Below are 24,727 nucleotides of genomic sequence, written 5' to 3' on the forward strand. Positions count from 1 at the left end.
CAGTCGCATTTATAAAGCAAGTAACACTAAGCTACTTTGCAGATGACTTGGCACATCAACACTCTTTAGCTCTAATAGGTTCCAAATTTGCGATTGTTGGTGTTTAATATAGTAAAACTCTAGCTCTTCCTGAAGTTGGTTGATTTGTAATAAGCCAAGTTCATTTTCAGCTTCTAAATCAGTAACTTTTAATTCTAGTTGCTGAATTTTAGCTTGATGCTCTTTACTATTAGCGTTGTATTTTTCAACTGAAATACTATTACTCATTTTTTTATAGTTCTCATCTTTAAGCTGCTGTAATTCTTTATTTTTTTCATTAAATTGTTTTTGAAGTTTCTCATAATTTAAATAGGTTGCTTCCAGCTCTTGTTGTAACTGATTGATTTGCAGTAAGGCTAATTTGTTTTCATCGTTGAACGTTGTTTGCTGAGTATTTAATAGCACTAATTGCTCATCGTGTGATGCTTTCTCAGCTGTAAACTGTTGCTCTTTTTGTTCAAGAAGGGCTTTATTCTTAATGTTATCTATTTCACTTTTGGTAAAAGTTTGCTCTAGCTCTTCTTGTAGCTGACTGATTTGCAATAAGGCTAATTCATTTTCGCTATTTAATAAGTTTTGCTGCTTATCGAAAGAATCAAGTTGATGTTGCAGATCCTGTTGATTTGCTTCTAGTTGCCTTACACGTTGTTCGTTAGCTGTAGCGATAGTAGATAACTGCTCAAACCAATATTCTTGTCTTGAATTAACTGATCGGCCAAATTCAAATTTAACGATATCAGTAGAGCCCTCAAGTTGTTCATATAATTGTTGCAGTAAAGGCTTATTACTTAAGTTGTTAAAAACCTGAATAATTTGAGTGATTTTTAATAAATCTATAGGTTTGGCTACTAAGTTTAGCGCCTCAAGGTTTAAACCAGAAACGTTTGCAAGTAATGTTAAAAATTGATCTGCATATTCAGTCAAGTCAGCTTGATTGACTAACGATGAGTTAGGCAAACTCGAAAAATGCAAATTGAGTATTGCATTTGAATGACTAAACCACTCATCTAAAGCCTGTGAAGACAAAACACTAAATTCAGGCGAGGAATAAAACGAAATAATATGGTAGTTATCACACATTATTGGTGTTGAGCTAAATTCCTCAATATCACCATCATAAAAGTACAAACCAACTTGGCTTTGATGCTCTGATGCTGCTTTAACTTGCTGCAGTTCTAGTAAGCATTCATTTAGCTGGGTAATATCATTACCTGCCGCCGAACTATTTACGTTTATTGTATTGCGACCAACAAATTGATCAACTATAGCTTGTTTGCTTTCTAAACTAATTAGACCGCAAAATACCAGTAATTTCATGATAGATCCTTTAGTGTATGTTGCGACTAAAACTGCTAAGTTTAGTATTCATTATAATGTTTGAACTTTTAATAGGGTGTTACTAACATAATCGAGTGCATGTTGCTCAACATCTGATTCTGCATAACAACGAAGCTCTGGCGCATTACCAGATGGTCGTAAATGGATAATATCACCATCATTAAAGGTAATTCTTAATCCATCTGTTTGGTTAATATTTGAGATTATTTTTTGAGTATAACCCAATGCTAAAACAAATTGTTGTGGGGCTTTTATCGCATTAGCAATAATAGCGTTACTGCGCTCGGTTGCAAAATTTTTAATACGATCGCTAGCTGTAATGCGTTTAGGTAAAGCATTAACTGATTTTGATAACGGCTCTGTCATGTTTGCGGTTAAGGCAATAATAGCGGGTAAAATTGCGTCTCGAGTCGGTAAGCTTTTTAATACCTTGTCACCTATTGCAATATCACTACCTAACAAAAAGCCACCATTGGCCTCAAAACCAGCAAAAGAACGATATTGATTTTTTAACGTGTCAAATGCGGCAATAACATAAGGCGAACCAATTTTTGTTCTTATTACTTGCTTAAAGCTCTGTGTTAACTCAATGGCTGTATTACAGCTAACTGGTACGGCCAACGCTTCAATATTTAATGCTTGGGCGCACAGTAAGCCTAAAATATCTCCTCGTAACCATTCGCCATGCTCATCTGCAAGTAATGGCCTGTCGCCATCGCCATCAGTCGAGAACAAGGCATCTAATTGATATTGCTGAGTCCAATTACGCGCTTTTACTCTGTCTTCTTCTGCAACGGCTTCGGTATCTATTGGTACAAAAACATCGCTACGCTCTAGACGAATAACATCTGCGCCTAATTGATTAAAAATAGTATGATATAAGTCTCTACCCGCACTTGAGTGCTCATAAATCCCAATACGTTTACCCAGTAATGGTTGATTTGCAAAGAGTGAGGTATACCGAGAAATATACTGATTTACTGCATCTCGATTAACTTCAATTTCAGTTGTATTTGTAATAGCTTCAAATTCAATTTGTGCATTTAAGATACCGACTTCATCTTGTTTGGTGATTTCACCATCAGGTCGATAAAATTTTAATCCGTTACGGTCAAATGGAATATGACTCCCCGTGACCATAATACAAGGTAGATTTTGTTGCATCGACACATAAGCTAAAGCTGGCGTTGGCACAACACCATAGTAAATAACCTTTATATTGGCCTGTTGGGCTGCTTTAGCACATGCCATTGCCATACTATGGCTACTTGGTCGATTATCAATTGCTATAGCAATGGTATCAAACCGAAACTCAGGTTTTATTACGTCGATAAAAGCATGGGTAAAAGCACCACACACATTATTTGTAAAATCGCTAACGAGCCCTCTGGCACCACTGGTTCCAAAGGCAATTTGACTATTTTTTAATATATGGTGACTATTTAACATATTAACCATCTGTTATTACCCTTTTACGCGCCCATAACGATCTTCAAAACGAACAATGTCATCTTCGCCTAAGTAGCTTCCGGTTTGAACTTCAATCATTTCTAATGGAATTTTACCTGGGTTTTCTAAAGCATGAATCGTACCCAGCGGAATGTAAGTTGATTGGTCTTCTGTAACAATAATGGTTTGCTCACCATTGGTCACTTTTGCTGTGCCAGAAACGACAATCCAATGCTCACTGCGATGATGATGCATTTGAATTGATAACTTTTCACCCGGTTTTACGGTAATGCGTTTAACCTGGTCACGCTCACCAAAATCGATTGAATCATATTTACCCCAAGGGCGATAAACTTCACGATGTAGATGATGCTCTGTTCTATTTTGTGACTTAAGCTGTTCAACAATTGCTTTTACATCTTGTACTTTGTCTTTGTGGGCAACTAAAACAGCATCTTTTGTTTCAATAACAACTATATTATCAACGCCTACAGCAGCAATCATTTTATGTTCTGCGTTAAAATAGCTATTACTGCTATTATGCGTTAATACATCACCTTGCATAACATTGTTATTTAAATCTTTGTCAGAAATATCCCAAAGTGCAGACCAGGCCCCCACATCACTCCACTTGGCATCTAATGGAATAACTACTGCATTATCTGTTTTTTCCATTACCGCATAATCGATGGATTCTGATGGACATTTTAAAAATTCTTGCTCATTTACGCGAATAAAATCTAGATCTGAAGTGGTATGATCAATAGCTTTTAAACATGCTTGGTAGATATCTGGGCGATGTTTTTGCAGCTCTTTTAAATAATCAGAAGCCTTAAACAAAAACATGCCACTATTCCAATAGTAATCACCACTATTTATGTATTCTTGTGCGGTTGCTAAGTCTGGTTTTTCTACAAATTGATTAACGGTAAAGCCAGAAAGTTGTGAATCACCACGTTTAATATATCCGTATCCCGTTTCGGCATGAGTAGGCACAATACCAAAAGTCACCATTTTACCTTGCTGTGCGGCAACAGTTGCTTTTTTTACACTTTCTTCAAATGCAGCCACATCTTTAATGACATGATCAGCTGCTAAAACCAGCATCAACGCTTCATTATTTTGTTTTTGTAGTTCAAGTGCTGCTAATGCAATTGCTGGGGCAGTGTTTCGACCAACTGGCTCTAAGATTATTTGCCCTAGTTGATTAATTTCCCTTAATTGCTCTGCCGCTAAAAAACGATGGTCTTCATTACAAATAACAATATTTTTACTATCAGCAAAAGACAAAGTACGTAGTACTGTTTCTTGCAACATGCTGTTTGAGCTAGTTAGCTTTAAAAATTGCTTAGGGTGGAGTGCACGCGACATCGGCCATAAACGACTACCAGAACCGCCAGCCATAATTACAGGTACAATTTTCATTTTAATTCCTAATTTATTTTGATTGATATGTTCCATCTAATACTCCTTTCCACCAATTATCATTGGTTAAATACCAGTCGAGCGTTTTAGCGAAGCCACTTTCAAAGCTTTCTGCTGGTTTATAGCCTAATTCATTATTTGTTTTGGTTGCATCAATAGCATAGCGTCGGTCGTGCCCTGCACGGTCTGTAACGTAAGTAATTAGCTGCTCTACTTTATTAGCAATAGCCGATTTTGCATTAGGGAAGCGCTCTGCAAGCTCAGGATTGTTTGCAAACTTTTCGCCCATTACTTTACATACTAGTTTTACTATATCAATGTTGGCCCATTCGTTGTTGCCACCAATGTTATAGTTTTCACCTGTGCGACCTTTTTTAAGTACTAGCTCTATGCCACGCGCGTGATCTTCTACGTATAGCCAATCACGAATTTGCTGGCCATCACCATACACAGGCAATGGCTTATCGTTTAAGATATTAGTAACAATAAGCGGTATTAGTTTTTCAGGAAAATGGTACGGCCCGTAATTGTTTGAGCAGTTTGATGTAGTAACCTCAAGCCCATAAGTATGATGGTATGCGCGCACTAAGTGGTCGCTTGCCGCTTTTGACGCAGAATATGGTGAGTTTGGTGCGTATGCGGTTTCTTCGGTAAAGGCAGGATCAGTTGCGCTTAGAGTACCGTATACTTCGTCGGTGCTTACATGATGAAAGCGATGTTCTAATGGCTCATTGCCTGCAACTTTTGGCTCGTCTATCCACTTTTTTTTAGCCGCTTTTAATAAGCTATATGTGCCCAGTATATTTGTTTCAATAAAGGCATCAGGCCCTGTTATTGAGCGGTCAACATGCGACTCTGCTGCAAAGTGTACAATGGTATTAAGCTGGTGAGTGTCGATTAGGTTTTCTATTAGTGCTGTGTCGCAAATATCGCCATGTACAAAGGTCATGTTTGGGTTGTTTGCTACAGAGTCTAGGTTGGCTTTGTTGCCTGCGTAGGTAAGTGCGTCTAGCACTATTACTTTGTCTTGTGGGTGTTGTGCTAACCAGTAGTGCACAAAGTTTGCGCCTATAAAACCGGCTCCGCCTGTTACTAATAGATTTTTAACTGTCATCTGCTATTCCATTTTATAAATTTTGGCTTTACGCCTTATGTCATCGTTACAAGTCATAAGCTGTAAACTCTAAGCCGTAAGACTACAAATTGTTGTTTACTAATTAGTAAGGTAATAAAAGGTTATTTATTTTGACCTTTTATGTATTTTATTTAGTAATAATAATTACTTTACTCGCCTAAAAAGTAAGGTTTATACCTCACTTACAAAATATTTTTATAACCAAGAAGCTTAATAACACCAGCAAGCTAAGCGCCTGCAATCACTTCTCTTTGTTTTGTGTATTCTCTGTGGTGATTAATCACTTTATGAGCGAGGTATAAAACCTCACCTACAAAACATTTTTACCACCGAGAACACAGAGGCGCTTCGCGCTACACTGAGAAGTTACTAGCTCTTCTCCTTCACTTCTCTTTGTCTTCTCGGTGGTAATAATAATCTCTTAATCTCTTAATCACTTTATGAGTTTTAGCCCAAAGCAATTTTACCACCGAGAGCACCGAGGCGCTGCGCGCTACACGGAGAAGTTATTAGATCTTCTCTTTCACTTCACCTTGTCTTTTCGGTGGTGATAATAATGTCTTAATTACTTACTCTATAAGCGAGGTATAAAACCTCACCTACAAAACAATTTTACCACCGAGGGCACCGAGGCGCTTCGCGCTACACAGAGAAGTTATTAGCTCTTCTCCTTCATTTCTCTGTGTTCTCTGTGGTGATAATAATCTCTTAATCACTTTATGAGCTTTAGCCCAAAACAATTTTACCACCGAGGGCACAGAAGCGATTCGCGCTACACGGAGAAGTTATTAGATCTTCTCTTTCACTTCACCTTGTCTTCTCGGTGGTGATAATAATGTCTTAATTACTTACTCTATAAGCGAGGTATAAAACCTCACCTACAAAACAATTTTACCACCGAGGGCACCGAGGCGCTGCGCGCTACACGGAGAACTTACTAGCTCTTCTCCTTCATTTCTCTGCGTTCTCTGTGGTGATAATAGTCTCTTAATCACTTTATGAGCTTTAGCCCAAAAAAATTTTACCACCGAGAGCACCGAGGCGCTTCGCGCTACACAGAGAAGTTATTAGCTCTTCACCTTCACTTCTCCTAGCTTACCGGCTGGAGAGCGGATTTTACACACTAATACGTTTCAACCCGTCAAGCAAACGGACCTGATTAAAATTAATTAATAGCCCAGTTTTTATGCCTGTTAACTTTAAATAAGTTATAAGCTGAGCTGAATGAATAGGCAGCAGTTTATCAACAGCTTTTAATTCAATAATCAATTTTTCAGGTATCAATATGTCTAACCTATACCCTGCATCTATACTTATACTTTTATAGCTAATCGGTAATGCAACTTGATTCATAGGTAACAAACCAGCTTGTTGTAACTCATAAAGTAAGCAATTTTCATAACTAGATTCTAATAAACCAGGGCCAAGTGTTTTATGTACTTCAATAGCGCAACCAATCACCGTTTGAGTTACCAAGTCTTCCATAAATAGCGATCCTTAGAATCTATTTAGCACCTAAATAATTATAAACCTGTATTTTACCACCGAGAACACTGAGGCGCGTCACGCTACACGAAGAAGTTATTAGCTATTCTCCATCATTTATCTGTGGTGATAGTAATCTCTTAATCACTTTATTAGCGAGGTATAAAACCTCACCTACAAAACAATTTTACCACCGAGGGCACAGAGACGCGTCGCGCTACACGAAGAAGTAACTAGATCTTCTCCTTCACTTCTCTGTGTTCTCTGTGGTGATTAATCACTTAATTAGCGAGGTATAAAACCTCACCTACAAAACAATTTTACCACCGAGGGCACAGAGGCGCGTCGCGCTACACAGAGAAGTTATTAGCTCTTCTCCATCATTTCTCTGTGTTCTCTGTGGTGATAATAATCTCTTAATCACTTTATTAGCGAGGTATAAAACCTCACCTACAAAACAATTTTACCACCGAGGGCACAGAGACGCGTCGCGCTACACGAAGAAGTAACTAGATCTTCTCCTTCACTTCTCTGTGTTCTCTGTGGTGATTAATCACTTAATTAGCGAGGTATAAAACCTCACCTACAAAACAATTTTACCACCGAGGGCACAGAGGCGCGTCGCGCTACACAGAGAAGTTATTAGCTCTTCTCCATCATTTCTCTGTGTTCTCTGTGGTGATAATAATCTCTTAATCACTTTATTAGCGAGGTATAAAACCTCACCTACAAAACAATTTTACCACCGAGGGCACAGAGACGCGTCGCGCTACACGAAGAAGTAACTAGATCTTCTCCTTCACTTCTCGGTGTTCTCTGTGGTGATAATAATCTCTTAATCACTTTATTAGCGAGGTATAAAACCTCACCTACAAAACAATTTTACCACCGAGGGCACAGAGACGCGTCGCGCTACACGAAGAAGTAACTAGATCTTCTCCTTCACTTCTCTGTGTTCTCTGTGGTGATTAATCACTTAATTAGCGAGGTATAAAACCTCACCTACAAAACAATTTTACCACCGAGGGCACAGAGGCGCGTCGCGCTACACAGAGAAGTTATTAGCTCTTCTCCATCATTTCTCTGTGTTCTCTGTGGTGATAATAATCTCTTAATCACTTTATTAGCGAGGTATAAAACCTCACCTACAAAACAATTTTACCACCGAGGGCACAGAGACGCGTCGCGCTACACGAAGAAGTAACTAGATCTTCTCCTTCACTTCTCTGTGTTCTCTGTGGTGATTAATCACTTAATTAGCGAGGTATAAAACCTCACTTGCAAAACATTTTTACCACCGAGGGCACAGAGCCGCTTCGCGCTACACGGAGAAGCTACTAGCTCTTCTCCATCACTTCTCGGTGTTCTCTGTGGTGATTAATCACTTTATGAGCGAGGTATAAAACCTCACCTACAAAACAACTTTACCACCGAGAGCACCGAGGCGCTGCGCGCTACACTGAAAAGTTACTAGCTCTTCTCCTTCACTTCTCTGTGTTCTCTGTGGTGATAATAATCACTTAATCACTTAATCACTTTATTAGGAGGTAGAAGCCTCACCTACAAAATTAACCTATTGGTTAAGTTTTAGCTCTGTTAGCATTTCTTTTAACTGTGTGCGCCAGTGAACTGTTTTTACGCCACTTATTTCTTCAGTCTGAGCTTTATTTAACACGCTAAATGCTGGGCGTTTAGCTGGTGTTGGGTAGCTTGCTGCTGGTATTGTACTAATAAGTATTGATTTAGTTAATAGCCCTTGCTCTATTGCAAGCTCTTGTATTGCTACTGCAAAATCGTACCACGAAGCTACCCCCGCATCGGTCCAATTTAAAATAGTTGCTGTATTTTCAGCATTTAAAACTTGCTCGCTGCTTGCTTTAGCTACTAAAGCCCATAGCATACTCGCCAAACCTGCCGCCCACGTTGGCGTACCAACTTGGTCGCCTACTATACCTAACTGTTCTTTTTCTGCCATTAATCGTAACATTGTTTTTACAAAGTTATTACCAAAAACAGAATAAACCCATGCTGTACGTACTATAGTTGCTTGCGAGCCTAAAATTTCATTAATAGCCTGCTCACCAGCTAGTTTAGACGCGCCATAAACGCCCAAGGGGTTTGTTGCATCGCTTGCGGTATAAGGCATAGTGCTAGTGCCGTCAAACACAAAGTCGGTCGATATATGTATAAGCTTAGCGTTAATATGCTTGCACACATTTGCTAAATTAGCTGCACCTTGCTTATTTACTGCGTATGCTTGGTTAATATCAGTTTCAGCCTTATCAACCGCAGTATAGGCTGCCGCATTAATAACTATATCTGGCGAATGTGTTATTAGTAATTCGTTTACCTGTTCGGCATTACTAATATCAAGCTCTTTTGAGCCAAAACATACCAGCTCAACATTGCTTGGGCATGTTTTTTGTAGCTCAGAGCCTAATTGGCCATTTTTACCTGTAACTAATACTTTCATAATGACACCTAATTTATTGGCTATTAAAATGTTGGCGCGTTATTAAAACTAAGGCCGGCTTCGTCTTTAGCTGATAACTGTGGAAATTTAGCGTTAACTAGTGGCCAATCAATATTTAGAGTTGGGTCGTCCCATTTTATTGATACTTCAACATTTGGGTTATAAACGTCGGTGCATTTATAAACAAACTCGGCGCTTTCAGTCGTTACATAAAAACCATGAGCAAAACCTTCAGGCACCCACAATTGGCGTTTATTTTCAGCCGAAAGCAACACGCCTACCCACTGCCCAAATGTTGGCGAGCTTTTGCGCATATCTACCGCTACATCAAATACTTCCCCTTGAGTAACACGTACAAGCTTACCTTGGGTGTTTTGTGTTTGGTAATGTAAACCACGCAGTATGCCATGCGCCGACTTACTGTGATTTTCTTGCACGAAAGTGCGCTCGCCACAATGCTGGTTAAATAACTCTGTGCGAAAGGTCTCCATAAAAAAACCTCGTTCGTCACCAAATACTTGTGGCTCTATTATTTTTACATCGGGGATGCTGGTTTCAATAAATTTCATTGTTATTGCCTATTAAAATACAGTTTGCTCTAAAAGCCCTAGTAAGTATTTGCCATAGCCCGATTTTTTAAGTGGCTTAGCTAGCTTTTTAAGTTGCTCGGCATTTATATAACCCATGCGGTAGGCTATTTCTTCGGGGCAATTAATTTTTAAACCTTGGCGTTTTTCTATTGCGCGAATAAAGTTAGCTGCGTCTAGTAAATCATCTAGTGTGCCTGTATCTAACCAAGCAGTACCGCGGCCCATTATTTCTACGTTTAGCTCTTTTTTAGCTAGGTATTGCTCTATTACGTCGGTTATTTCAAGCTCACCACGCTCCGATGGTTTTACGTTTTTAGCAAATTCGACCACACGGCTATCAAAAAAGTATAACCCTGGTACGGCATAATTTGATTTAGGTTTGTCTGGTTTTTCTTCTATTGAAATAGCTTTACCATTTTGGTCAAACTCTACCACACCATACGATTTAGGGTTTGATACATGATAACCAAATACTGTAGCTCCTTGTTCACACCCGGTGGCATTTTGCAGTGATGCCGATAAGTCATGACCATAAAACATATTATCGCCAAGCACTAAAGCCGCTCCTTGGTCTTGTAAAAAGTCTTCGGCTAATAAAAACGCTTGTGCTAGGCCGTCTGGACTTGCTTGTTCTTTATATTCAAAGCTAATACCCCATGCACTACCATCACCAAGTAGCTCTTTAAAGCGCGGTAGCTCAGCAGGGGTAGATATAATTAATATTTCGGTAATACCCGCCATCATTAATGTAGATACCGGATAAAAAATCATTGGTTTGTCGTACACAGCCATGAGTTGTTTACTTACTACTTTAGTAAGTGGGTATAAACGAGTGCCTGACCCACCAGCTAGAACTATACCTTTACGTGCCGATTTTTTGGCCGGTGCTTTTAAAGAGTGCATTTAGAATCCTATCTATTAACTTTAATTAGCTTACAAAACTTTAACCTAAAGTTTACCTTAGCTCTTTTACTGTGGCTAAAACTATTTTACCAATACCAAAAAACATTAGCTGTAACACCGCAAATAATAAAATATTGTATAAGGTAGTTGGATATTTATTCTCTTGCGGGGTTGTTGCCGACTCCACAACAACTAAATACTTTAACTGCCTGTAAGCCTCTATACGTGCTTTATCGAGCGATACCTCCGACGACGTATAGCCTTTAAGTGCTAGCTCTAACTCAATTTTTAAATCAGAAAATTGCGCTAACACTTCGCTTACTGAGGTTCCATTATTTTTAATATTACTACTGCTGCCTTGCTGAGTAGAAAGCCTATCGCGCTCAAGCTCTAATTGAGTTTTGAGTGCATTTAACTCCGACGCCAACACAACTACTTGCGGGGCTTTTTCGGTCATGGTTGAACGCAGCCCTTTTAACTGTGCGCTTTTTATTGCTATTTGCCCTTCAAGCCCGTAGGTAATTTGTTGCAGCGCCATGCCTTCGGCTTCAGGGTCGAGCAAGTTATTTTTTTGCTGAAATGCAAGGGTCCTTTTTTGTGCATCGCGCAAGCGCTGCTCCACTTTTGCATGCTCTAAACGTATAAATTTTAATTGTGCATCAGCTAATTGGTGGCCTATTGAGTTTATATACCACTCTGCGCGGTTAACTATCGTTTGTGTTAGCGTGTTAGCAAATTCAGGCGTAAAGCCCTGGGCTAATATTTTTAGTACGCCTGAGTCTTCGTCTATTTCTACTTCGGTATGGTCAACATAATATTGTAGTAAATCTTCACTGCTTGCGTTACTACTTAAACGTGAAAATATATCGCCACCGTTTTGATAATGCTCTTTTAAGTTATTATGCGTTTGCAAATAATTTAGCATGTCTTTTGAGTGAATATACGTTTTAGCAATTTCGGTATCGGTTGTTGAGTTTCCACCCACACCTAAGCCACTAAGTAGCGCCATTGACGGGTCCATTGTAGTCATGCCATCAGGTTGCTGAATAATTAATTGCGCCCGGCTCTCATACCTTGGAGCAGCCAATATCAACTGATAAAACGCAAACAATATAAAAGGTATAACCAAAAGTAAAAACCATGGCTTAGTTAGTAAGTGTAACCCTTGTTTATTATTTAACTTTGCTATTGCGGCTTGTGCTATTGATGGCTTATTTGATTGCTCGGTAGATGAGCTTGTTTGCGTTTGCTTTGCTTTTTCATTGATTTTTTTAGTAAGCCTAGCTAGCTCATTATTTATTTGATCACTATTTGGCTTTAAGTTACGCGCGCGCTGTATAATACGCCTTGCAAGGTATACATCATTTTGCTCTACCTCCTTGGCTAAATTTATTAGTTTTTCACCATTATCCCAAATGGCTTTATCGGTTTTTAAACCTAGCTCAATAAAGCGTTGTTCTATTTTTTCTACCGCTTGTTGACTCATAATTATAGTGCCTGGTAATGAGCAATTCCTTGCTCTAAATCGTTGTAAAAAGTAAGTTCGCCTTTATGTAATACAATGGCGCTGTCGCAAAAGTGTCGTAGTTCATCCATTTCGTGGCTTACCATAATAACGTTGGCGTTTTTACTTTTTTGTGTAAGTGCTTGGCGGGTTTTATTTCTAAAGTTTGCGTCGCCCACAGAGGTTACTTCGTCTATTAGGTATACATCAAAGTCTATACCTATTGAACAAGCAAAAGCTAAACGCGGTTTCATACCGCTAGAATAAGTATTTACAGGTAAATCAAACTTAGGCCCTAGCTCGGCAAACTGCCTTACTCTTCGTACGTACAAATCTATATCGGCTACACCATTAATAGTACCTATAAATCGTGCGTTTTCGGCCCCACTCATTTGCGGGTGTATACCTGTAGTAAGCGCCACCGGCCACGATAAGTTAAGATTAGTTTCTATTTTACCTTTGTTAGGATATTCACTGCCCGCAAGCATTTTAAATAATGTAGATTTACCTGCACCATTTGATCCTAAAATAGCAATGTTATGCCCCGATGGTATTTCAAAACTTACATTTTTAAAAATGTATTGCTTACCTAATGCTGAAGGATAGTACTTTGTAATATTTTGCAGCTTTATCATCAATTAGCCTTATTATTAATTATCATCGGCTAATTGCCTGCTTCCACGACACATGATAAGTCGCTAACGAAAAAAACAATAAAACTAACGTCACTGAAAATAAATAAAATTCACTTACCGCATCTACGCTATAGGTACTGTAAGCTGCATGGCGCGACAACTCTATTGCATGCAAAATAGGGTTCCAATCTAAATATCCCCAGTATTCTTTAGGTATATCTTGCATCGAAAAAAATACGCCCGAAATAAAAAATAAAGGTCGCATTAATACCGACTGCATTTTACTTATCTCTGGTACATAGCACTGCCCTATTGCAAATAATAACCCTAACGAAATAGCAATTAACCAAACAGCCACTGCATTAAAAAGCAGAAAAAGAGGGTCATCAATTCTAAAATCAATACCTAATAAATACATTATTAATATAAGCAGAATAAATACGGCTAGCTTTACTAAAAAATAAAAGCCCCCTGTCGCTATCACACTACTAATTGGCTGAACCTGCCTAAAAGCAAATAAGGCTTTATTTTTTTTTATCGAATTCGACGAATTCATTAATGTGTCTAAAAAAAGCTGAATGAGTAGCATGCCATACATCATAAATTCAAATGTAGGCACTGTATGCGACTCACTACCAGCAATCATTCTTCGCAAATACGACAGTAAAAAAATAAAACTAAGCGGCTGAAATATTGCCCAAGCAAGGCCTAGCCTATCGTTAAAACCTGTGCGAATTTCGCGTACAAACAGGGCAAATATAACGTCGCGCCATATTGCCCAGTTATTACGTTTAAGTACTGTGGTCATTTAGGTGGCCACATTTGCCGCAATAGCAATTTGATAAATTATTTGCGTTATATCTTTAACCGATTGCAAAAACTTGGTGTCTACTTTAGGTAATACTAAAATTTGATCCCCTGGTTTTAGCGTTCCGTTAGCGTCTAGATCTATCATTCCATTAGGGTGTATAACCATTATTTGCTCGTAGTTGGCACGTTCGCTGTAACCACCTGCCCATGCTATATAGTCGGTTACTGTTGCATTTGGGTTGTACACTAATGCCTGTGGCATAAGCACTTCACCACCTATTTGAATTAGGTCTGTTTTAGCGGGAATATAAACTACATCCCCTTGCTCTAACCTAATGTTAGCAACTTGACCTTGATCTGAAATTACAACTTTACCAAGTGGAATCGCTTTACGTGCACGCTCGGTAAATTCTAAAATCATTTTACCTTCTTCGGCTCTTATTTTAGCTTCTCCGTCGGATGATGCAGGTGCTGTAAAAATACTTCGCTCTAATCGGTCTAACGATTGGTCAATCATCTCTTTTTGTTTTTTTGCTACGCTTTGTCGTTGAATATAAATTGACTGATAATCGGCAAGGTCTTTGTCAATTTGTATATTGGCAAGTAAGTCGTGTAAGCGTGTATTGTTTTTTACCGCAAAATACGAAGGTCCTAAATAGCTACCCGCAACTTGAATATCGAGTACTTGTGCTCGTATATCGTCGTTAAAAATAAGGCGGTCACCATCTTTAAGTGTAAAACTTTTAAACTCGTTATAAGGTAAGTAAACTGAGAATGGACCCGTTGTTCGGTCGCCCACTATTCCTACGTGGCTTACTTTAGCAAGTGGCAGGGCAAATTTTGCAAGTTGTTCACCCGTTGCTTGGTTATCTTTAAATTCGAACCTAAATGGCGCTCTTACACTTCCTGATACAACAACGGTTGCTTTTTGTCGCTCAACTAAAATTACGTCGTCATCTTTAAAGTTAAACTTAGGGAGGTAACCACTTAATATAAAGTCGTATAGGTCTATATTTTGAATTACTTTATTGTTGCGTAATACTTTTATAGCACGGTAGCTACCACGTTCAGAGTCTATTCCGCCGGCGCGCTTTAGGTAATATAAAATACTGTCGGATGCTATACCTGCGTATTGACCAGGGCGAATAATACTGCCGCTTATGTAAACACTTACAGGTGTTGCAGTAAGCAGGTTTACGTATATTTGTACGCTACTTTTATATACTTCTTTAATTTTATTACTTACGTAACTGTTTAGCTGGCTTGCTTTAACATCGGCCACATACACTGGGCCAACATTAGTTATGAATAAATTACCTTGGTTATCAACAGTAATAACTTCTGATTGGTTTATTGCTCCCCATAACCAAATAGAAACTTTATCGCCAGGCGCTATTGTGTAATCGTCGTTTAGGCCATCTTGACGCTCGCTTTCGTAACCACCTGCAAATAAGTTTGCACCGTATGGAGGTGGCAAGCCTAGTTCAGGAGTAGGTAGCAATTCGGCTGCTGACATTTCACCGGGTAATAAGGCACCTGAACGACCTTGTTTGTTGTAAGTTGAATTTTGCAATGAAGCATTTGGAAGCTGTGTTTGTGAGGTGCCAGCGCTTTCAAGCTGGCTTAAAGATATTTGCTCTGCCGCAGCTGCATTATTGCTAAATAATAAGCTCGCTGAAAAACAGCTTAATAGTAAAAAGGCTGTAAAAAATTTGCTTAATGTATTCATATGCGAATTAAGCTCCAAAGCTAATTTGATTGTTTTTATTTTCAATTACCTGAGGTGTAATTACCCATTGCTGGTTAGCATTTTTACAGGCGGTTCTGCGCTCTTGTTTGGCTAATTGCTCTGTTTTATTTAGGTATACTACTTTACAAGATTCGCCGAGTGCCGAGGTATACTGTTTACCTAATGTAAACTCAATATTATTATATTGGCCTGTATAGCCTTGCGTTTGAGACTCTAATATTTCGCTTAACTGCTTTGGTAATGCGCTAGTACCCATAGATTTTATTGGCTCGTCTATTAATGCGCGTGTTGCGTGAAGAACAGGAGGTGGCGTAGCACAGCCTGTTAAAATAAGAAAAGGGATAAGTGATAGTATAACTTTATTTTTTTTCATTATTTATTTTCTAATCTATTAGTAGGTAACAAAATAAAATTCCTTTGATGCAGCTAAATTTACGTTAACTTTTTCCATGCTTGTCTAGTAAGTGCCGAATAGCACATAAAAAACAATAAAAAAGACACTAGCATTATCCACTCAGCTACAGCATAAACTTCAGCTAAACAACCTAGTGCGGCTAGTATACTTGCACCAGACGAAATAACAATAAGCGAAAACCTCTGGCTGTAACCTGCAGCTTCAAGCAAGTGGTGCAAATGCTGTCTGTCGGCCTGAAAAGGTGATACTCCTGATTTAACTCTACGCATTATTACTGTAGCCATATCCATTAAAGGCACTGCGACTATATACAAAGCGGTTACAGGTTTTAATGCGGGCGCGTCTAACTCTATTCCTATTACCATAAGCCAAACAAGCGTTAAACCTATGAGCATATTACCTGAGTCACCCATAAATATTTTTGTTAGTGAGTTATGTAGTTTGAGATTAAATATTAAGTAACCTAATAAGGCGGCAATAAATAAAAAAGGTAGCAAATACCATGCATTAGTTACTCGACTTAGTAAAAACGCTAAAGCTGTAAATGCAACCAGGCTGAGCAAGCCAACCAATCCATCCATGCCATCCATCATGTTAATAGCATTTATTCCCGCTATAATTGCCACTATTGTTAATATAACACCGAACGCACCAAGTTTTAGCTCAAACCAACCTAAAATATTCCCTAAGCTGTGTAAGTATATCTCTGTTCCAAATATAACTAATGAGGCTACAAGCACCTGTGAGACAAGGCGAACTCTAACTGATAATTGGTAACGATCGTCAAGAGTACCTAAAAAAAGTACCAAAGCAGATGCAATTAAATAAATGTTTAAATTTCGACTGTTACCTATAAATAGCATGGAGGCAATTAAGACTGCTAAATATATTGCAATTCCGCCAACTAAAGGAATATTTCCTTTATGTATTTTACGATCGCATGGGAGGTCAACCAACCCTGTTTTTATAGCTATAGGGTTGATCACTTTTATGGCAACAAGTGAGATAATAAACGTAATTGAGAGAGGGAACCAAAAATCCATTATGTATCCATATGTGTAAAAGTATAGCTAAAGCGCAACGAATATGTACTTCTCATAAGTATACAAAACCTTTACATTTATGCATGGCTAATTACAACTATATTATCAAGACAAAGCACTTAAAACACATGATTTATCACTAGTTTTGTAATGATTTATTTTTTCAATGTTAAAAATAATACCACAAATAGTTATTTAAAGTACTTAAATACTATTACAGCTTTAATTCTATCTCTCGATAACCGACCCATAGGGTGCAATCGACAGTATGGTAAATAAATATGGTTAAATCTAGCCTGAACGTTGACCTACGACAGCTAAATTATAAATAAATTAGGAATTAAGTTTTAATAAAGAAAATATGCTTTCTTTATTATTAAAACACTGCGGCTATAGCCTACCTTGAATCTTTGTAATTTAACTTCTACTGTAAATATCATTACAAAAACGACTAATTACTGTGAGCCATCATGCAAATACTTCACCACGGAGCGGTTAATGGAGTTACAGGTTCGTGCCACGAGCTAGTAATTAACGAGCAAACAAGCGTGCTTATTGATTGCGGGTTGTTTCAAGGCGAAGACTCTAAAGCCGACCTATCTATTGAGTTTGATATAGCCTGTGTTACTGCGCTTATTGTTACCCATTGCCATATTGATCATGTTGGTCGTATTCCTTACTTATTAGCTGCAGGTTTTAAAGGCCCTATTTTTACAAGTATTGCATCGGCCAGCTTACTACCCTTAGTAATAGAAGATGCTTTAAAAGTAGGTGTAACTCGCGACCCTAAAATTATAAAAGCGTGTTTAAGCCTGCTAAACAAACGCATAGTTGCCGTTGATTATAAAACATGGTTTGAACTACCAAGTAGAGGTGAACAAACTGCCAAAGCACGGTTTCAGCGGGCTGGCCATATATTAGGTTCTGCCTACGTAGAAATTGATATTACTAATAGCGATAACAACAAACATCGCGTTGTATTTTCAGGAGACTTAGGCGCGCCATATACCCCGCTACTCCCTTCGCCTAAGCCGCCCTACAAAGCCGACACCCTAGTTATTGAATCAACCTACGGTGATAAAAATCATCAAGGCCGAAAAGAGCGAACTCAAACTTTAAAAAATGTGATTGAACGCGCTGTTGCCGACAATGGTATTGTTTTAGTACCTGCTTTTAGTATTGGCCGCACACAAGAGCTGCTATATGAGCTTGAGCAACTCATACATAGCTCATCTAAAAAGTCTAAGTGGCGAGACATTCACGTAATACTCGATTCCCCCATGGCAGCTAACTTTACCGAGCAATATAAAAAATTTAAGCACCTTTGGGATAGCGAGGCCAAACGCAAAATTGCAAACGGTAGGCACCCGCTCGATTTTAAAAACCTAACAACGGTTGATTCGCATAAAGAACATATGGCTATTATTAACTATTTAAGTTCGCGGCAAACGCCAGCGATTATATTAGCGGCGAGCGGTATGTGTAGTGGTGGCAGAATCGTTAATTACTTAGAGCGGTTTTTAAGTGATGGAACCACCGATGTACTTTTTGTAGGTTACCAAGGGCGCGGTACTCTAGGGCGCGATATACAAAAATATGGCCCACGTAACGGGTATGTTTTTATAAATGATGCTCGTATTACTATAAATGCAAAAGTACATACAATTAGTGGGTACAGCGCCCATGCCGATCAAAACGGATTAATTAAATTTGTAACAGGCATGCATAAAAAGCCAAGCCATATAAAAATTGTACATGGGGATGAAAATGCGAAAAGTGCATTGGCGGCAAAATACAAAGAGGTGCTAAGTAGTGAAGTTAAAATTGAGATTGATGAGTAATTAACATCTAAGATTTAATGTTTCCATGCAAGTCTAAAGCTTGCTCATACAAAGATTATTTTTTTAAAATACCAACAACTTTTTTGTTATCACAAACTATTAAGCTATTTATTTTATTATTTTGCATTACTTCATATGCTGCTGCTATAGATGCATCTGGTATTATTGATATAGGATTTCCATTAGCGATATGCTTAGCTTTTAAGTCAAACAAATCTTTACCATACTTTTCAATTGAACGACGTAAATCGCCATCAGTTATCAAGGATTTAGCTTCATCGTCACACATTACCAAAGTGAGTCCTAATGACCCTTGAGACATAATGTTTATAACTTCTGTTAGTGGTGCATCTTCATCAACTAAGGGTAAGTTTTTAGAAACCATTTCATCACTAACTTTACTGAGTAACTTACGCCCCAAACTACCTCCTGGATGGAAACGAGCGAAATTTTCAGGCTGAAAGGAGCGTGACTCCATTAGTGCTACTGTTAATGCGTCCCCCATTACTAACGTTGCAGTTGTGGAAGATGTTGGTGCTAACTGTAATGGGCATGCTTCCTCAGGCACAGATATATTTAAATGGTAGTGTGCATTATTTGCTAGGGTTGAATCTGGATTGCCCGTTATTGCTATAATTTTATTATTATTATCTTTTAAGAATGGTAATAACTTTAAAACTTCGAGTGTTTCACCAGAGTTAGATATTGCAATAAAAACATCTTCGGGGGTGACCATTCCTAAATCACCATGAAACGCTTCACCAGGGTGCATAAAAAAACTAGGAGTGCCTGTACTTGCAAAAGAGGCAGCTATTTTTTTGCCTATAATTCCCGATTTACCCATGCCACAAATAATTGTTCGGCCACTTGTATTCAATATAAGTTGCACCGCACTATTAAACTGTTCATCTAATAGCTTCTCTAACGCTTTTAACGCTTCAATTTCTATATTAATTACGCGTTTAGCTACATCATAACTGCTCATATTAATTCCATTATAGCTTTTACGTTTAAGTAATCTTTTTCAGTATCGATACCGTGCGGAATATCCCCACTGTATTTCATTACACCAATAGTAATACCGTTACTCAAAGCACGTAATTGCTCAAGCTTTTCAGTACTTTCAAGCGTTGACTCATTTAACCCACATAGCTGTTGTAATATTTTGACACTGTAAAGATAAATACCAATGTGTCGATTAGCATTTGTTAAATCATTTGGCTTATCTCTATTTACGGGGGCTGCGCTTCGACTAAAATAAAGGGCTTGGCTACTTTCTGTAACGATTGCTTTAACAACATTTGGGTTAATAAAGTCTTCATAATTTTTTATATTTACAGAAGCCGTAAACATGTCAAAGTGAGCGTTATTATTCTGACTAAATTTAATTAAAGTCTTTATTAGTGCAGAGGGGATTAATGGTTCGTCGCCCTGAACATTTAATACAAATGTATTTTCATGCCAACTTAGTTGGGCCGCAACTTCATTCACTCGATCAGTGCCACTTACATGAGTACTTTTAGTCATTGCCACAGGGAGCTTTAACTCAATAGCTTTGGCTTCTATACGTTGATCGTCAGTGGCTATAACAATGTCACCTATATTTACACCTGCTTCTAATACTCGTTGAGTAACATGCCAAAATATAGGTTTGTTATTAATTTCAAGTAAAGGCTTTGCTGGTAAACGAGTTGAGCCGTACCTTGCTGGTATAACAACCTTAAAACTACTAAAAGCACTCATTTTACTGTTCCATACTTTTTACGTCATCTGAGATTATTTTATCTAATAGTACGTTGTACATATCATCTAAAGTCTCAAACCGTTCTAATAAAATTTTATCGGCGACTTCCCTAACCACACCGCAACCACCTGCTGCATTAGTTATGTATTGCGCATAATTTAGCACTAACTCGTGCGCATCACTTGGCGCAAAGCTAGCACCACACTTTTGCATAACAGGTAGGTCGAGTACGTCATCACCTACAAATACAACTTTATCTAAACCTATATTTAGCTCAGCACAAATAGCATTAACACGTGGTAGTTTGTTCTTGCAACCTGTGACTATAAAATCAAACCCAAGCTTTTCGCTCCTAAGTGTTAACGCTTCACTTGCCTTACCTGATACCACACCCGTTTTTATATTATGGCTACGTAAAAGCTCTATTGCTAAGCCATCTTTTACATTAAACTTTTTAAATGATTCGCCATTTTTATCAATATAAATACTGCCATCTGTCATTACACCATCTACGTCAAAAAGTATTAGCTCTATATTTTTCATAATTTGATACTCGGATTAGATAGGTAAAACGTTATATAGCATTGTTTAGTATGATGAACTTATCACTTTAAATTTTTATATAAGTTGTATTTTTCGAACACAGCTTTGAACTGAGAGTCATTACCATGCTCAATCTGATTATTATGAAACAAGGCAATATCTTGTGAAGACTCAACCACTAAGAAACGCTCCCAAAAGTTTCTTTCATCTGAAACTTTCTTATGTGCAGCATTGTTTAATAAAGACATAGCTTTAAACCAAATATCATCAGCATTAGGTGCTAAGAGTGTGAAGTTCTCTATATTTAAACACTCTTCACTTAGGATGCCTGAAGGATAAAAAATACCACCAATACCTATAGCCATAATCAAATTGCTCTTTGATTGATCCGTTGCTTCTTGTTCCCACTCACTATATGGCAGTATGTTTTTTTGCGCATCAAGTGTTATTTTATGTACTCTATGACCCACTACACAATCTGGATTTAGTAGGTGTTCTTTATAGAGAAGCTCAAGCATATCGTATGGGTATAAAATGTCATCGTCTATTGTAACAACATTTGCCTTTGGGCTAATTTTTAGAGTTGGTATTAATTTTTTGTACGATTTATAGTTAGGGCAGAATCTGACCTCTAACCCCCGTGCTATCTGTTTCTTTAATATTAGAGGAATCGTATTTAATGTGAATTCGTCTTCATCTAACCACAGAATGATTCGGTTAGGCTTCAAAGTTTGATGCGCAATAGACTCTATAATTAGATGCACATCATGAATTCTTTTACTGTAAGTTGTTAAGCTTACAATCAATTCCTTATGATTATCTTCACTTGAAATAATCTTTGCATTTGAGGTAAGTGCTGAATTTAGAAGGTAATTAGTTCTATGAGAGACTTCTAGTTTATTTTCAAAGGTTTCTGTAACTTTTTTAATGTTTTTTAAAAAGTTTATAATTTTTTTCAGCACTATTATTCCTAAATTTAGTTTTTTAATCGTATAACTTAGATTCGGTTTTAATTACTTAAATTCTTTTTTAAAAAATTAAAAGCATAGCTTTGCTCTTTAGCTAGTAACTCATTTACTAAGCTATAGTCGATCGTTTCATCTAAAGTTGATTCTCTTAAGTCACTCTTATTAATTAATAAGCGACTCTCCAGTCCAAATTTTTTCAATATAGAAGTAAAGCGTGCTATGCCACGACTTTTATTACCAATTGCAATAAATTGCTTATTAAATAAAATTGAAAAAGCTACACCGTGAAAAGAGTCAGTAACAATGTACTCTGCGTCCATAAAACCGCGTAACCACTTTGTTACTGGTGGATATATGCCTGTTTCATCTGAAGGCATTACTGTAAAAGGTGTTAGATTTTTAAAATTAGCTACCCTATCTATCATCTCCACTTTTTCTACTGATTGATCTAAAACATAGACCATCATATTACCATCACTTACAGCGATCTCATCTTTGTCCACCAACTCAATATAATCTTCTTTTGTTAGTAACATTGTAGGATCTAAAACTTGCTCCACTGATACATCAAAGTGTCTTTTACATAGCTCCACTGCAGAGTCTTCTCTGACACTTATACCATTAAATTTTTTAAGTAAATTACTAAATTTTGTTAGTTCAGATGGCGAATATTCGTTGCAATTATCAGTACCAAAAGAAGCTGCATAAGAAAGTCGTTTAGTTTTTTTATCGTCATTTAAAAAATCCAGGAAAAAGGCTGGAAGACCGGGTGAATACCTTGGCCTCCAAACCTGATCACTACCAACTACATAGGCATCAAATTTATATGAATCTAAATATTTTAATTGATCTATTGATGTTAGCTTTTGCGTTGTTCGAATATTTTCAGCCACGAAACGTCTTGTTTCTTTACCAATACTAGCCTTCACCTCATCAGATACAGGAAATATAGACTTAATATTTCGTCTTAAAATATATTTGCGGATATAATAATAAATAATATTTTTCACTTCACTTGTGCGCGATTTTTTGTTCAGCGTGGCACCAATATTGTCGGAAGTGAAATCTATGGTAAGTACATCATGGCCTTGATTTGATAAATAACGTTGTAAAGCAAACGCCTGCAACAGACCACCATAATTATTATGAAGGTGCTGAGTTAATATACCTATCTTCATTATTTGAATACCTTATTTACTTTTCGCATTATTAAAGCTCTTATAGCACCTGATTCAGAATATCGTTTTTGATACTGGTTTAATTTCGTTAATTTTTTTAATACATTTAAACTAAATTGCATTTCTTTATCGAACTGCTCTGCGTTTTTAGTCTCTTTCCAAACTTTTAAACTTTTCTGCCTTATTCTCATTCTCATTAGATGTATGAGCTTTAGCAGAAAAGTTAGTTCATCCCTTTCAAAACGTTTAGGTGGGACACTTAAGCCTTCGTTCCGCCTTTTTTTAACGCGAAAACCTAGACCGTTATGTCTATGGTTAAACCCACCACGTTGCGAATCAATGAATCTAGTCAAAGACAAGTCTTCGATAGTTAATGTATTAGACTCTATCCCTTTTTGAATAATACCTTCAGCTAGTAAAGAACGAGTCACGATAACATTAGTACCCAAGCCTTCAGATCTATAAGGGTCTATCCATGCGTCACCTAATGATATATCTGCTAACTCAACAGACACGTCATCACAAAAATCACAGGCATTCGATTTAAATAGCCCCGTCCCCCACATATCTCCAACCATCTTCATTTTTATTGTATTTTGATGGTTGTTTTTATCCAAACAACCGAATGAATAATCACTTGCGCTACTACTTTCATCTTTTATACGAAATTCTGGTTTACTATATTCAGATACTGATACACCTGTTTTACTAGCTAAATACTCTGCAAAAAAAGTGCTTTTAACGCCACCACAAATAATACCTACTAAAAATTTAATTTTGTCTTTTAGAATAGGATCTATCTTTTGGGCTAAACGAACGCTTTTTATAAAACAAGGAACACCTACAATTGCAAATTTACCCTCTAGCTCTTTAACTTTATCAAATACACCCGCAAGTGTTACGGGGTAATATCGAGTTTTTGCTCCTTGTAAAAGTTCCTCCCTGGTACTACTAATAGCATATTCATAGTGTGCGTTAGAGGCAGTTACATCTTTCACTGAAATAACATAATCAATTTCTTTTCGTGTTAACAATTCGATCAGGGTATAAGTAGCAATGCCACCCGATGACGAGTTTGCTCTGTGCTCGTTAGAAAAACCTGCATATGTGTTTATATACTTTCCGATAGAGTCATTATGCTTTTTTGAATCTTTTAAAAATGTTTTAGCGAGTTCAGTTTCTGTTCTTACATCATTATTTGGTTCAGGATTAAATGGGCAAACAGAAAGGCAATTACCTTTGCAGCTAGAACCGCACGAATTAACCTGACGAGGCTCTAAGAAGCCATACTCGCTCAATTCCATTTTTAAAGTATTGTCACCACACGCAGATACACATAAGCCACAACCAATACAGAGACCCTTATCAACCACCTGCTCTATTACTTTACACGAATTCATTCATCACCAATCTATTTAAAACACACATAACAACTCTCGAACAAAACACATTAAAAAAT

At 37.6% G+C, this 24,727-nt stretch carries 21 protein-coding genes; 1 reads left to right on the forward strand and 20 read right to left on the reverse strand.

What is annotated here, in order from left to right:
• Positions 1-9 precede the first annotated feature (9 nt).
• The 14 genes from ABX891_RS15935 to wecA all read right to left on the reverse strand — a co-directional run bounded on the left by ABX891_RS15935 (position 10) and on the right by wecA (position 16,994).
• Complete coding sequence (locus ABX891_RS15935) at positions 10-1,356, reverse strand: coiled-coil domain-containing protein (RefSeq protein ID WP_354629920.1); 1,347 nt, start codon at positions 1,354-1,356, stop codon at positions 10-12.
• Between the two features lie 51 nt (positions 1,357-1,407).
• Complete coding sequence (locus ABX891_RS15940) at positions 1,408-2,835, reverse strand: phosphomannomutase (RefSeq protein WP_354629922.1); 1,428 nt, start codon at positions 2,833-2,835, stop codon at positions 1,408-1,410.
• A 6-nt stretch (positions 2,836-2,841) separates the two neighbouring features.
• Positions 2,842-4,287 (reverse strand): mannose-1-phosphate guanylyltransferase/mannose-6-phosphate isomerase, encoded by a 1,446-nt coding sequence (locus ABX891_RS15945; RefSeq protein ID WP_354629924.1) that lies wholly within the window; start codon positions 4,285-4,287, stop codon positions 2,842-2,844.
• Positions 4,265-5,365, reverse strand: coding sequence for a dTDP-glucose 4,6-dehydratase (rfbB, locus tag ABX891_RS15950; protein WP_354629926.1), 1,101 nt, complete (start codon positions 5,363-5,365; stop codon positions 4,265-4,267). Before rfbB ends, ABX891_RS15945 begins: the two co-directional genes overlap by 23 nt.
• A gap of 1,137 nt (positions 5,366-6,502) precedes the next feature.
• The gene (locus ABX891_RS15955) at positions 6,503-6,871 is read right to left on the reverse strand and encodes a GxxExxY protein (RefSeq protein WP_024597632.1); all 369 of its coding nucleotides are present in this window, start codon (positions 6,869-6,871) and stop codon (positions 6,503-6,505) included.
• 1,573 nt (positions 6,872-8,444) lie between these two features.
• On the reverse strand, positions 8,445-9,344 hold the full coding sequence (rfbD, locus tag ABX891_RS15960) for a dTDP-4-dehydrorhamnose reductase (RefSeq protein WP_354629928.1): 900 nt from the start codon (positions 9,342-9,344) through the stop codon (positions 8,445-8,447).
• A 23-nt stretch (positions 9,345-9,367) separates the two neighbouring features.
• Complete coding sequence (gene rfbC, locus ABX891_RS15965) at positions 9,368-9,913, reverse strand: dTDP-4-dehydrorhamnose 3,5-epimerase (RefSeq protein WP_354629930.1); 546 nt, start codon at positions 9,911-9,913, stop codon at positions 9,368-9,370.
• 12 nt (positions 9,914-9,925) lie between these two features.
• Entirely contained in the window at positions 9,926-10,837 is a 912-nt protein-coding gene (rfbA, locus tag ABX891_RS15970; protein ID WP_354629932.1) for a glucose-1-phosphate thymidylyltransferase RfbA, read from the reverse strand.
• A gap of 52 nt (positions 10,838-10,889) precedes the next feature.
• The gene (locus ABX891_RS15975; protein WP_354629934.1) at positions 10,890-12,323 is read right to left on the reverse strand and encodes a KpsE/RkpR family capsule polysaccharide export protein; all 1,434 of its coding nucleotides are present in this window, start codon (positions 12,321-12,323) and stop codon (positions 10,890-10,892) included.
• A 2-nt stretch (positions 12,324-12,325) separates the two neighbouring features.
• Entirely contained in the window at positions 12,326-12,976 is a 651-nt protein-coding gene (locus ABX891_RS15980) for an ABC transporter ATP-binding protein (protein ID WP_354629936.1), read from the reverse strand.
• Between the two features lie 22 nt (positions 12,977-12,998).
• Positions 12,999-13,784 (reverse strand): ABC transporter permease, encoded by a 786-nt coding sequence (locus tag ABX891_RS15985; protein ID WP_354629938.1) that lies wholly within the window; start codon positions 13,782-13,784, stop codon positions 12,999-13,001.
• Entirely contained in the window at positions 13,785-15,515 is a 1,731-nt protein-coding gene (locus tag ABX891_RS15990) for a polysaccharide biosynthesis/export family protein (RefSeq protein WP_354629940.1), read from the reverse strand.
• A gap of 7 nt (positions 15,516-15,522) precedes the next feature.
• Positions 15,523-15,909 carry an RT0821/Lpp0805 family surface protein gene (locus tag ABX891_RS15995; RefSeq protein WP_354629942.1) on the reverse strand — a complete coding sequence of 129 codons (387 nt, stop codon included), beginning with the start codon at positions 15,907-15,909 and terminating at the stop codon, positions 15,523-15,525.
• Between the two features lie 59 nt (positions 15,910-15,968).
• The gene (wecA, locus tag ABX891_RS16000) at positions 15,969-16,994 is read right to left on the reverse strand and encodes a UDP-N-acetylglucosamine--undecaprenyl-phosphate N-acetylglucosaminephosphotransferase (RefSeq protein ID WP_354629944.1); all 1,026 of its coding nucleotides are present in this window, start codon (positions 16,992-16,994) and stop codon (positions 15,969-15,971) included.
• Positions 16,995-17,464: 470 nt separating this feature from the next.
• Here wecA and ABX891_RS16005 point away from each other — a divergent pair, with 470 nt between their 5' ends.
• Positions 17,465-18,835, forward strand: coding sequence for an MBL fold metallo-hydrolase RNA specificity domain-containing protein (locus ABX891_RS16005; protein WP_354629946.1), 1,371 nt, complete (start codon positions 17,465-17,467; stop codon positions 18,833-18,835).
• Positions 18,836-18,890: 55 nt separating this feature from the next.
• Here the strand turns inward: ABX891_RS16005 and ABX891_RS16010 are convergent, their stop codons facing one another.
• The 6 genes from ABX891_RS16010 to ABX891_RS16035 all read right to left on the reverse strand — a co-directional run bounded on the left by ABX891_RS16010 (position 18,891) and on the right by ABX891_RS16035 (position 24,668).
• Positions 18,891-19,820: a KpsF/GutQ family sugar-phosphate isomerase gene (locus ABX891_RS16010; RefSeq protein WP_354629947.1), complete on the reverse strand. Its 930-nt coding sequence runs from the start codon at positions 19,818-19,820 to the stop codon at positions 18,891-18,893.
• Positions 19,817-20,578, reverse strand: coding sequence for a 3-deoxy-manno-octulosonate cytidylyltransferase (kdsB, locus tag ABX891_RS16015; RefSeq protein WP_354629949.1), 762 nt, complete (start codon positions 20,576-20,578; stop codon positions 19,817-19,819). Before kdsB ends, ABX891_RS16010 begins: the two co-directional genes overlap by 4 nt.
• A gap of 1 nt (position 20,579) precedes the next feature.
• Positions 20,580-21,122, reverse strand: a complete 543-nt coding sequence (locus ABX891_RS16020; RefSeq protein WP_354629951.1) for a KdsC family phosphatase — start codon at positions 21,120-21,122, stop codon at positions 20,580-20,582.
• A 62-nt stretch (positions 21,123-21,184) separates the two neighbouring features.
• Complete coding sequence (locus ABX891_RS16025) at positions 21,185-22,084, reverse strand: glycosyl transferase (RefSeq protein ID WP_354629953.1); 900 nt, start codon at positions 22,082-22,084, stop codon at positions 21,185-21,187.
• A 47-nt stretch (positions 22,085-22,131) separates the two neighbouring features.
• Complete coding sequence (locus tag ABX891_RS16030) at positions 22,132-23,268, reverse strand: polysaccharide pyruvyl transferase family protein (protein WP_354629955.1); 1,137 nt, start codon at positions 23,266-23,268, stop codon at positions 22,132-22,134.
• Positions 23,268-24,668, reverse strand: coding sequence for a Coenzyme F420 hydrogenase/dehydrogenase, beta subunit C-terminal domain (locus ABX891_RS16035; protein ID WP_354629956.1), 1,401 nt, complete (start codon positions 24,666-24,668; stop codon positions 23,268-23,270). The genes ABX891_RS16030 and ABX891_RS16035 overlap by 1 nt, the downstream gene beginning before the upstream one ends.
• Positions 24,669-24,727 lie beyond the last annotated feature (59 nt).

Source organism: Pseudoalteromonas sp. NCIMB 1079 (genome assembly GCF_040567695.1).
Classification (GTDB): Bacteria; Pseudomonadota; Gammaproteobacteria; order Enterobacterales; family Alteromonadaceae; genus Pseudoalteromonas; species Pseudoalteromonas distincta.

Coding starts and splice junctions, on each gene's coding strand:
- ABX891_RS15935 (WP_354629920.1), bottom strand. CDS start 1,356: ATGAAATTACTGGTATTTTGCGGTCTAATTAGTTTAGAAAGCAAACAA.
- ABX891_RS15940 (WP_354629922.1), bottom strand. CDS start 2,835: ATGGTTAATATGTTAAATAGTCACCATATATTAAAAAATAGTCAAATT.
- ABX891_RS15945 (WP_354629924.1), bottom strand. CDS start 4,287: ATGGAACATATCAATCAAAATAAATTAGGAATTAAAATGAAAATTGTA.
- rfbB (WP_354629926.1), bottom strand. CDS start 5,365: ATGACAGTTAAAAATCTATTAGTAACAGGCGGAGCCGGTTTTATAGGC.
- ABX891_RS15955 (WP_024597632.1), bottom strand. CDS start 6,871: ATGGAAGACTTGGTAACTCAAACGGTGATTGGTTGCGCTATTGAAGTA.
- rfbD (WP_354629928.1), bottom strand. CDS start 9,344: ATGAAAGTATTAGTTACAGGTAAAAATGGCCAATTAGGCTCTGAGCTA.
- rfbC (WP_354629930.1), bottom strand. CDS start 9,913: ATGAAATTTATTGAAACCAGCATCCCCGATGTAAAAATAATAGAGCCA.
- rfbA (WP_354629932.1), bottom strand. CDS start 10,837: ATGCACTCTTTAAAAGCACCGGCCAAAAAATCGGCACGTAAAGGTATA.
- ABX891_RS15975 (WP_354629934.1), bottom strand. CDS start 12,323: ATGAGTCAACAAGCGGTAGAAAAAATAGAACAACGCTTTATTGAGCTA.
- ABX891_RS15980 (WP_354629936.1), bottom strand. CDS start 12,976: ATGATAAAGCTGCAAAATATTACAAAGTACTATCCTTCAGCATTAGGT.
- ABX891_RS15985 (WP_354629938.1), bottom strand. CDS start 13,784: ATGACCACAGTACTTAAACGTAATAACTGGGCAATATGGCGCGACGTT.
- ABX891_RS15990 (WP_354629940.1), bottom strand. CDS start 15,515: ATGAATACATTAAGCAAATTTTTTACAGCCTTTTTACTATTAAGCTGT.
- ABX891_RS15995 (WP_354629942.1), bottom strand. CDS start 15,909: ATGAAAAAAAATAAAGTTATACTATCACTTATCCCTTTTCTTATTTTA.
- wecA (WP_354629944.1), bottom strand. CDS start 16,994: ATGGATTTTTGGTTCCCTCTCTCAATTACGTTTATTATCTCACTTGTT.
- ABX891_RS16005 (WP_354629946.1), top strand. CDS start 17,465: ATGCAAATACTTCACCACGGAGCGGTTAATGGAGTTACAGGTTCGTGC.
- ABX891_RS16010 (WP_354629947.1), bottom strand. CDS start 19,820: ATGAGCAGTTATGATGTAGCTAAACGCGTAATTAATATAGAAATTGAA.
- kdsB (WP_354629949.1), bottom strand. CDS start 20,578: ATGAGTGCTTTTAGTAGTTTTAAGGTTGTTATACCAGCAAGGTACGGC.
- ABX891_RS16020 (WP_354629951.1), bottom strand. CDS start 21,122: ATGAAAAATATAGAGCTAATACTTTTTGACGTAGATGGTGTAATGACA.
- ABX891_RS16030 (WP_354629955.1), bottom strand. CDS start 23,268: ATGAAGATAGGTATATTAACTCAGCACCTTCATAATAATTATGGTGGT.
- ABX891_RS16035 (WP_354629956.1), bottom strand. CDS start 24,668: ATGAATTCGTGTAAAGTAATAGAGCAGGTGGTTGATAAGGGTCTCTGT.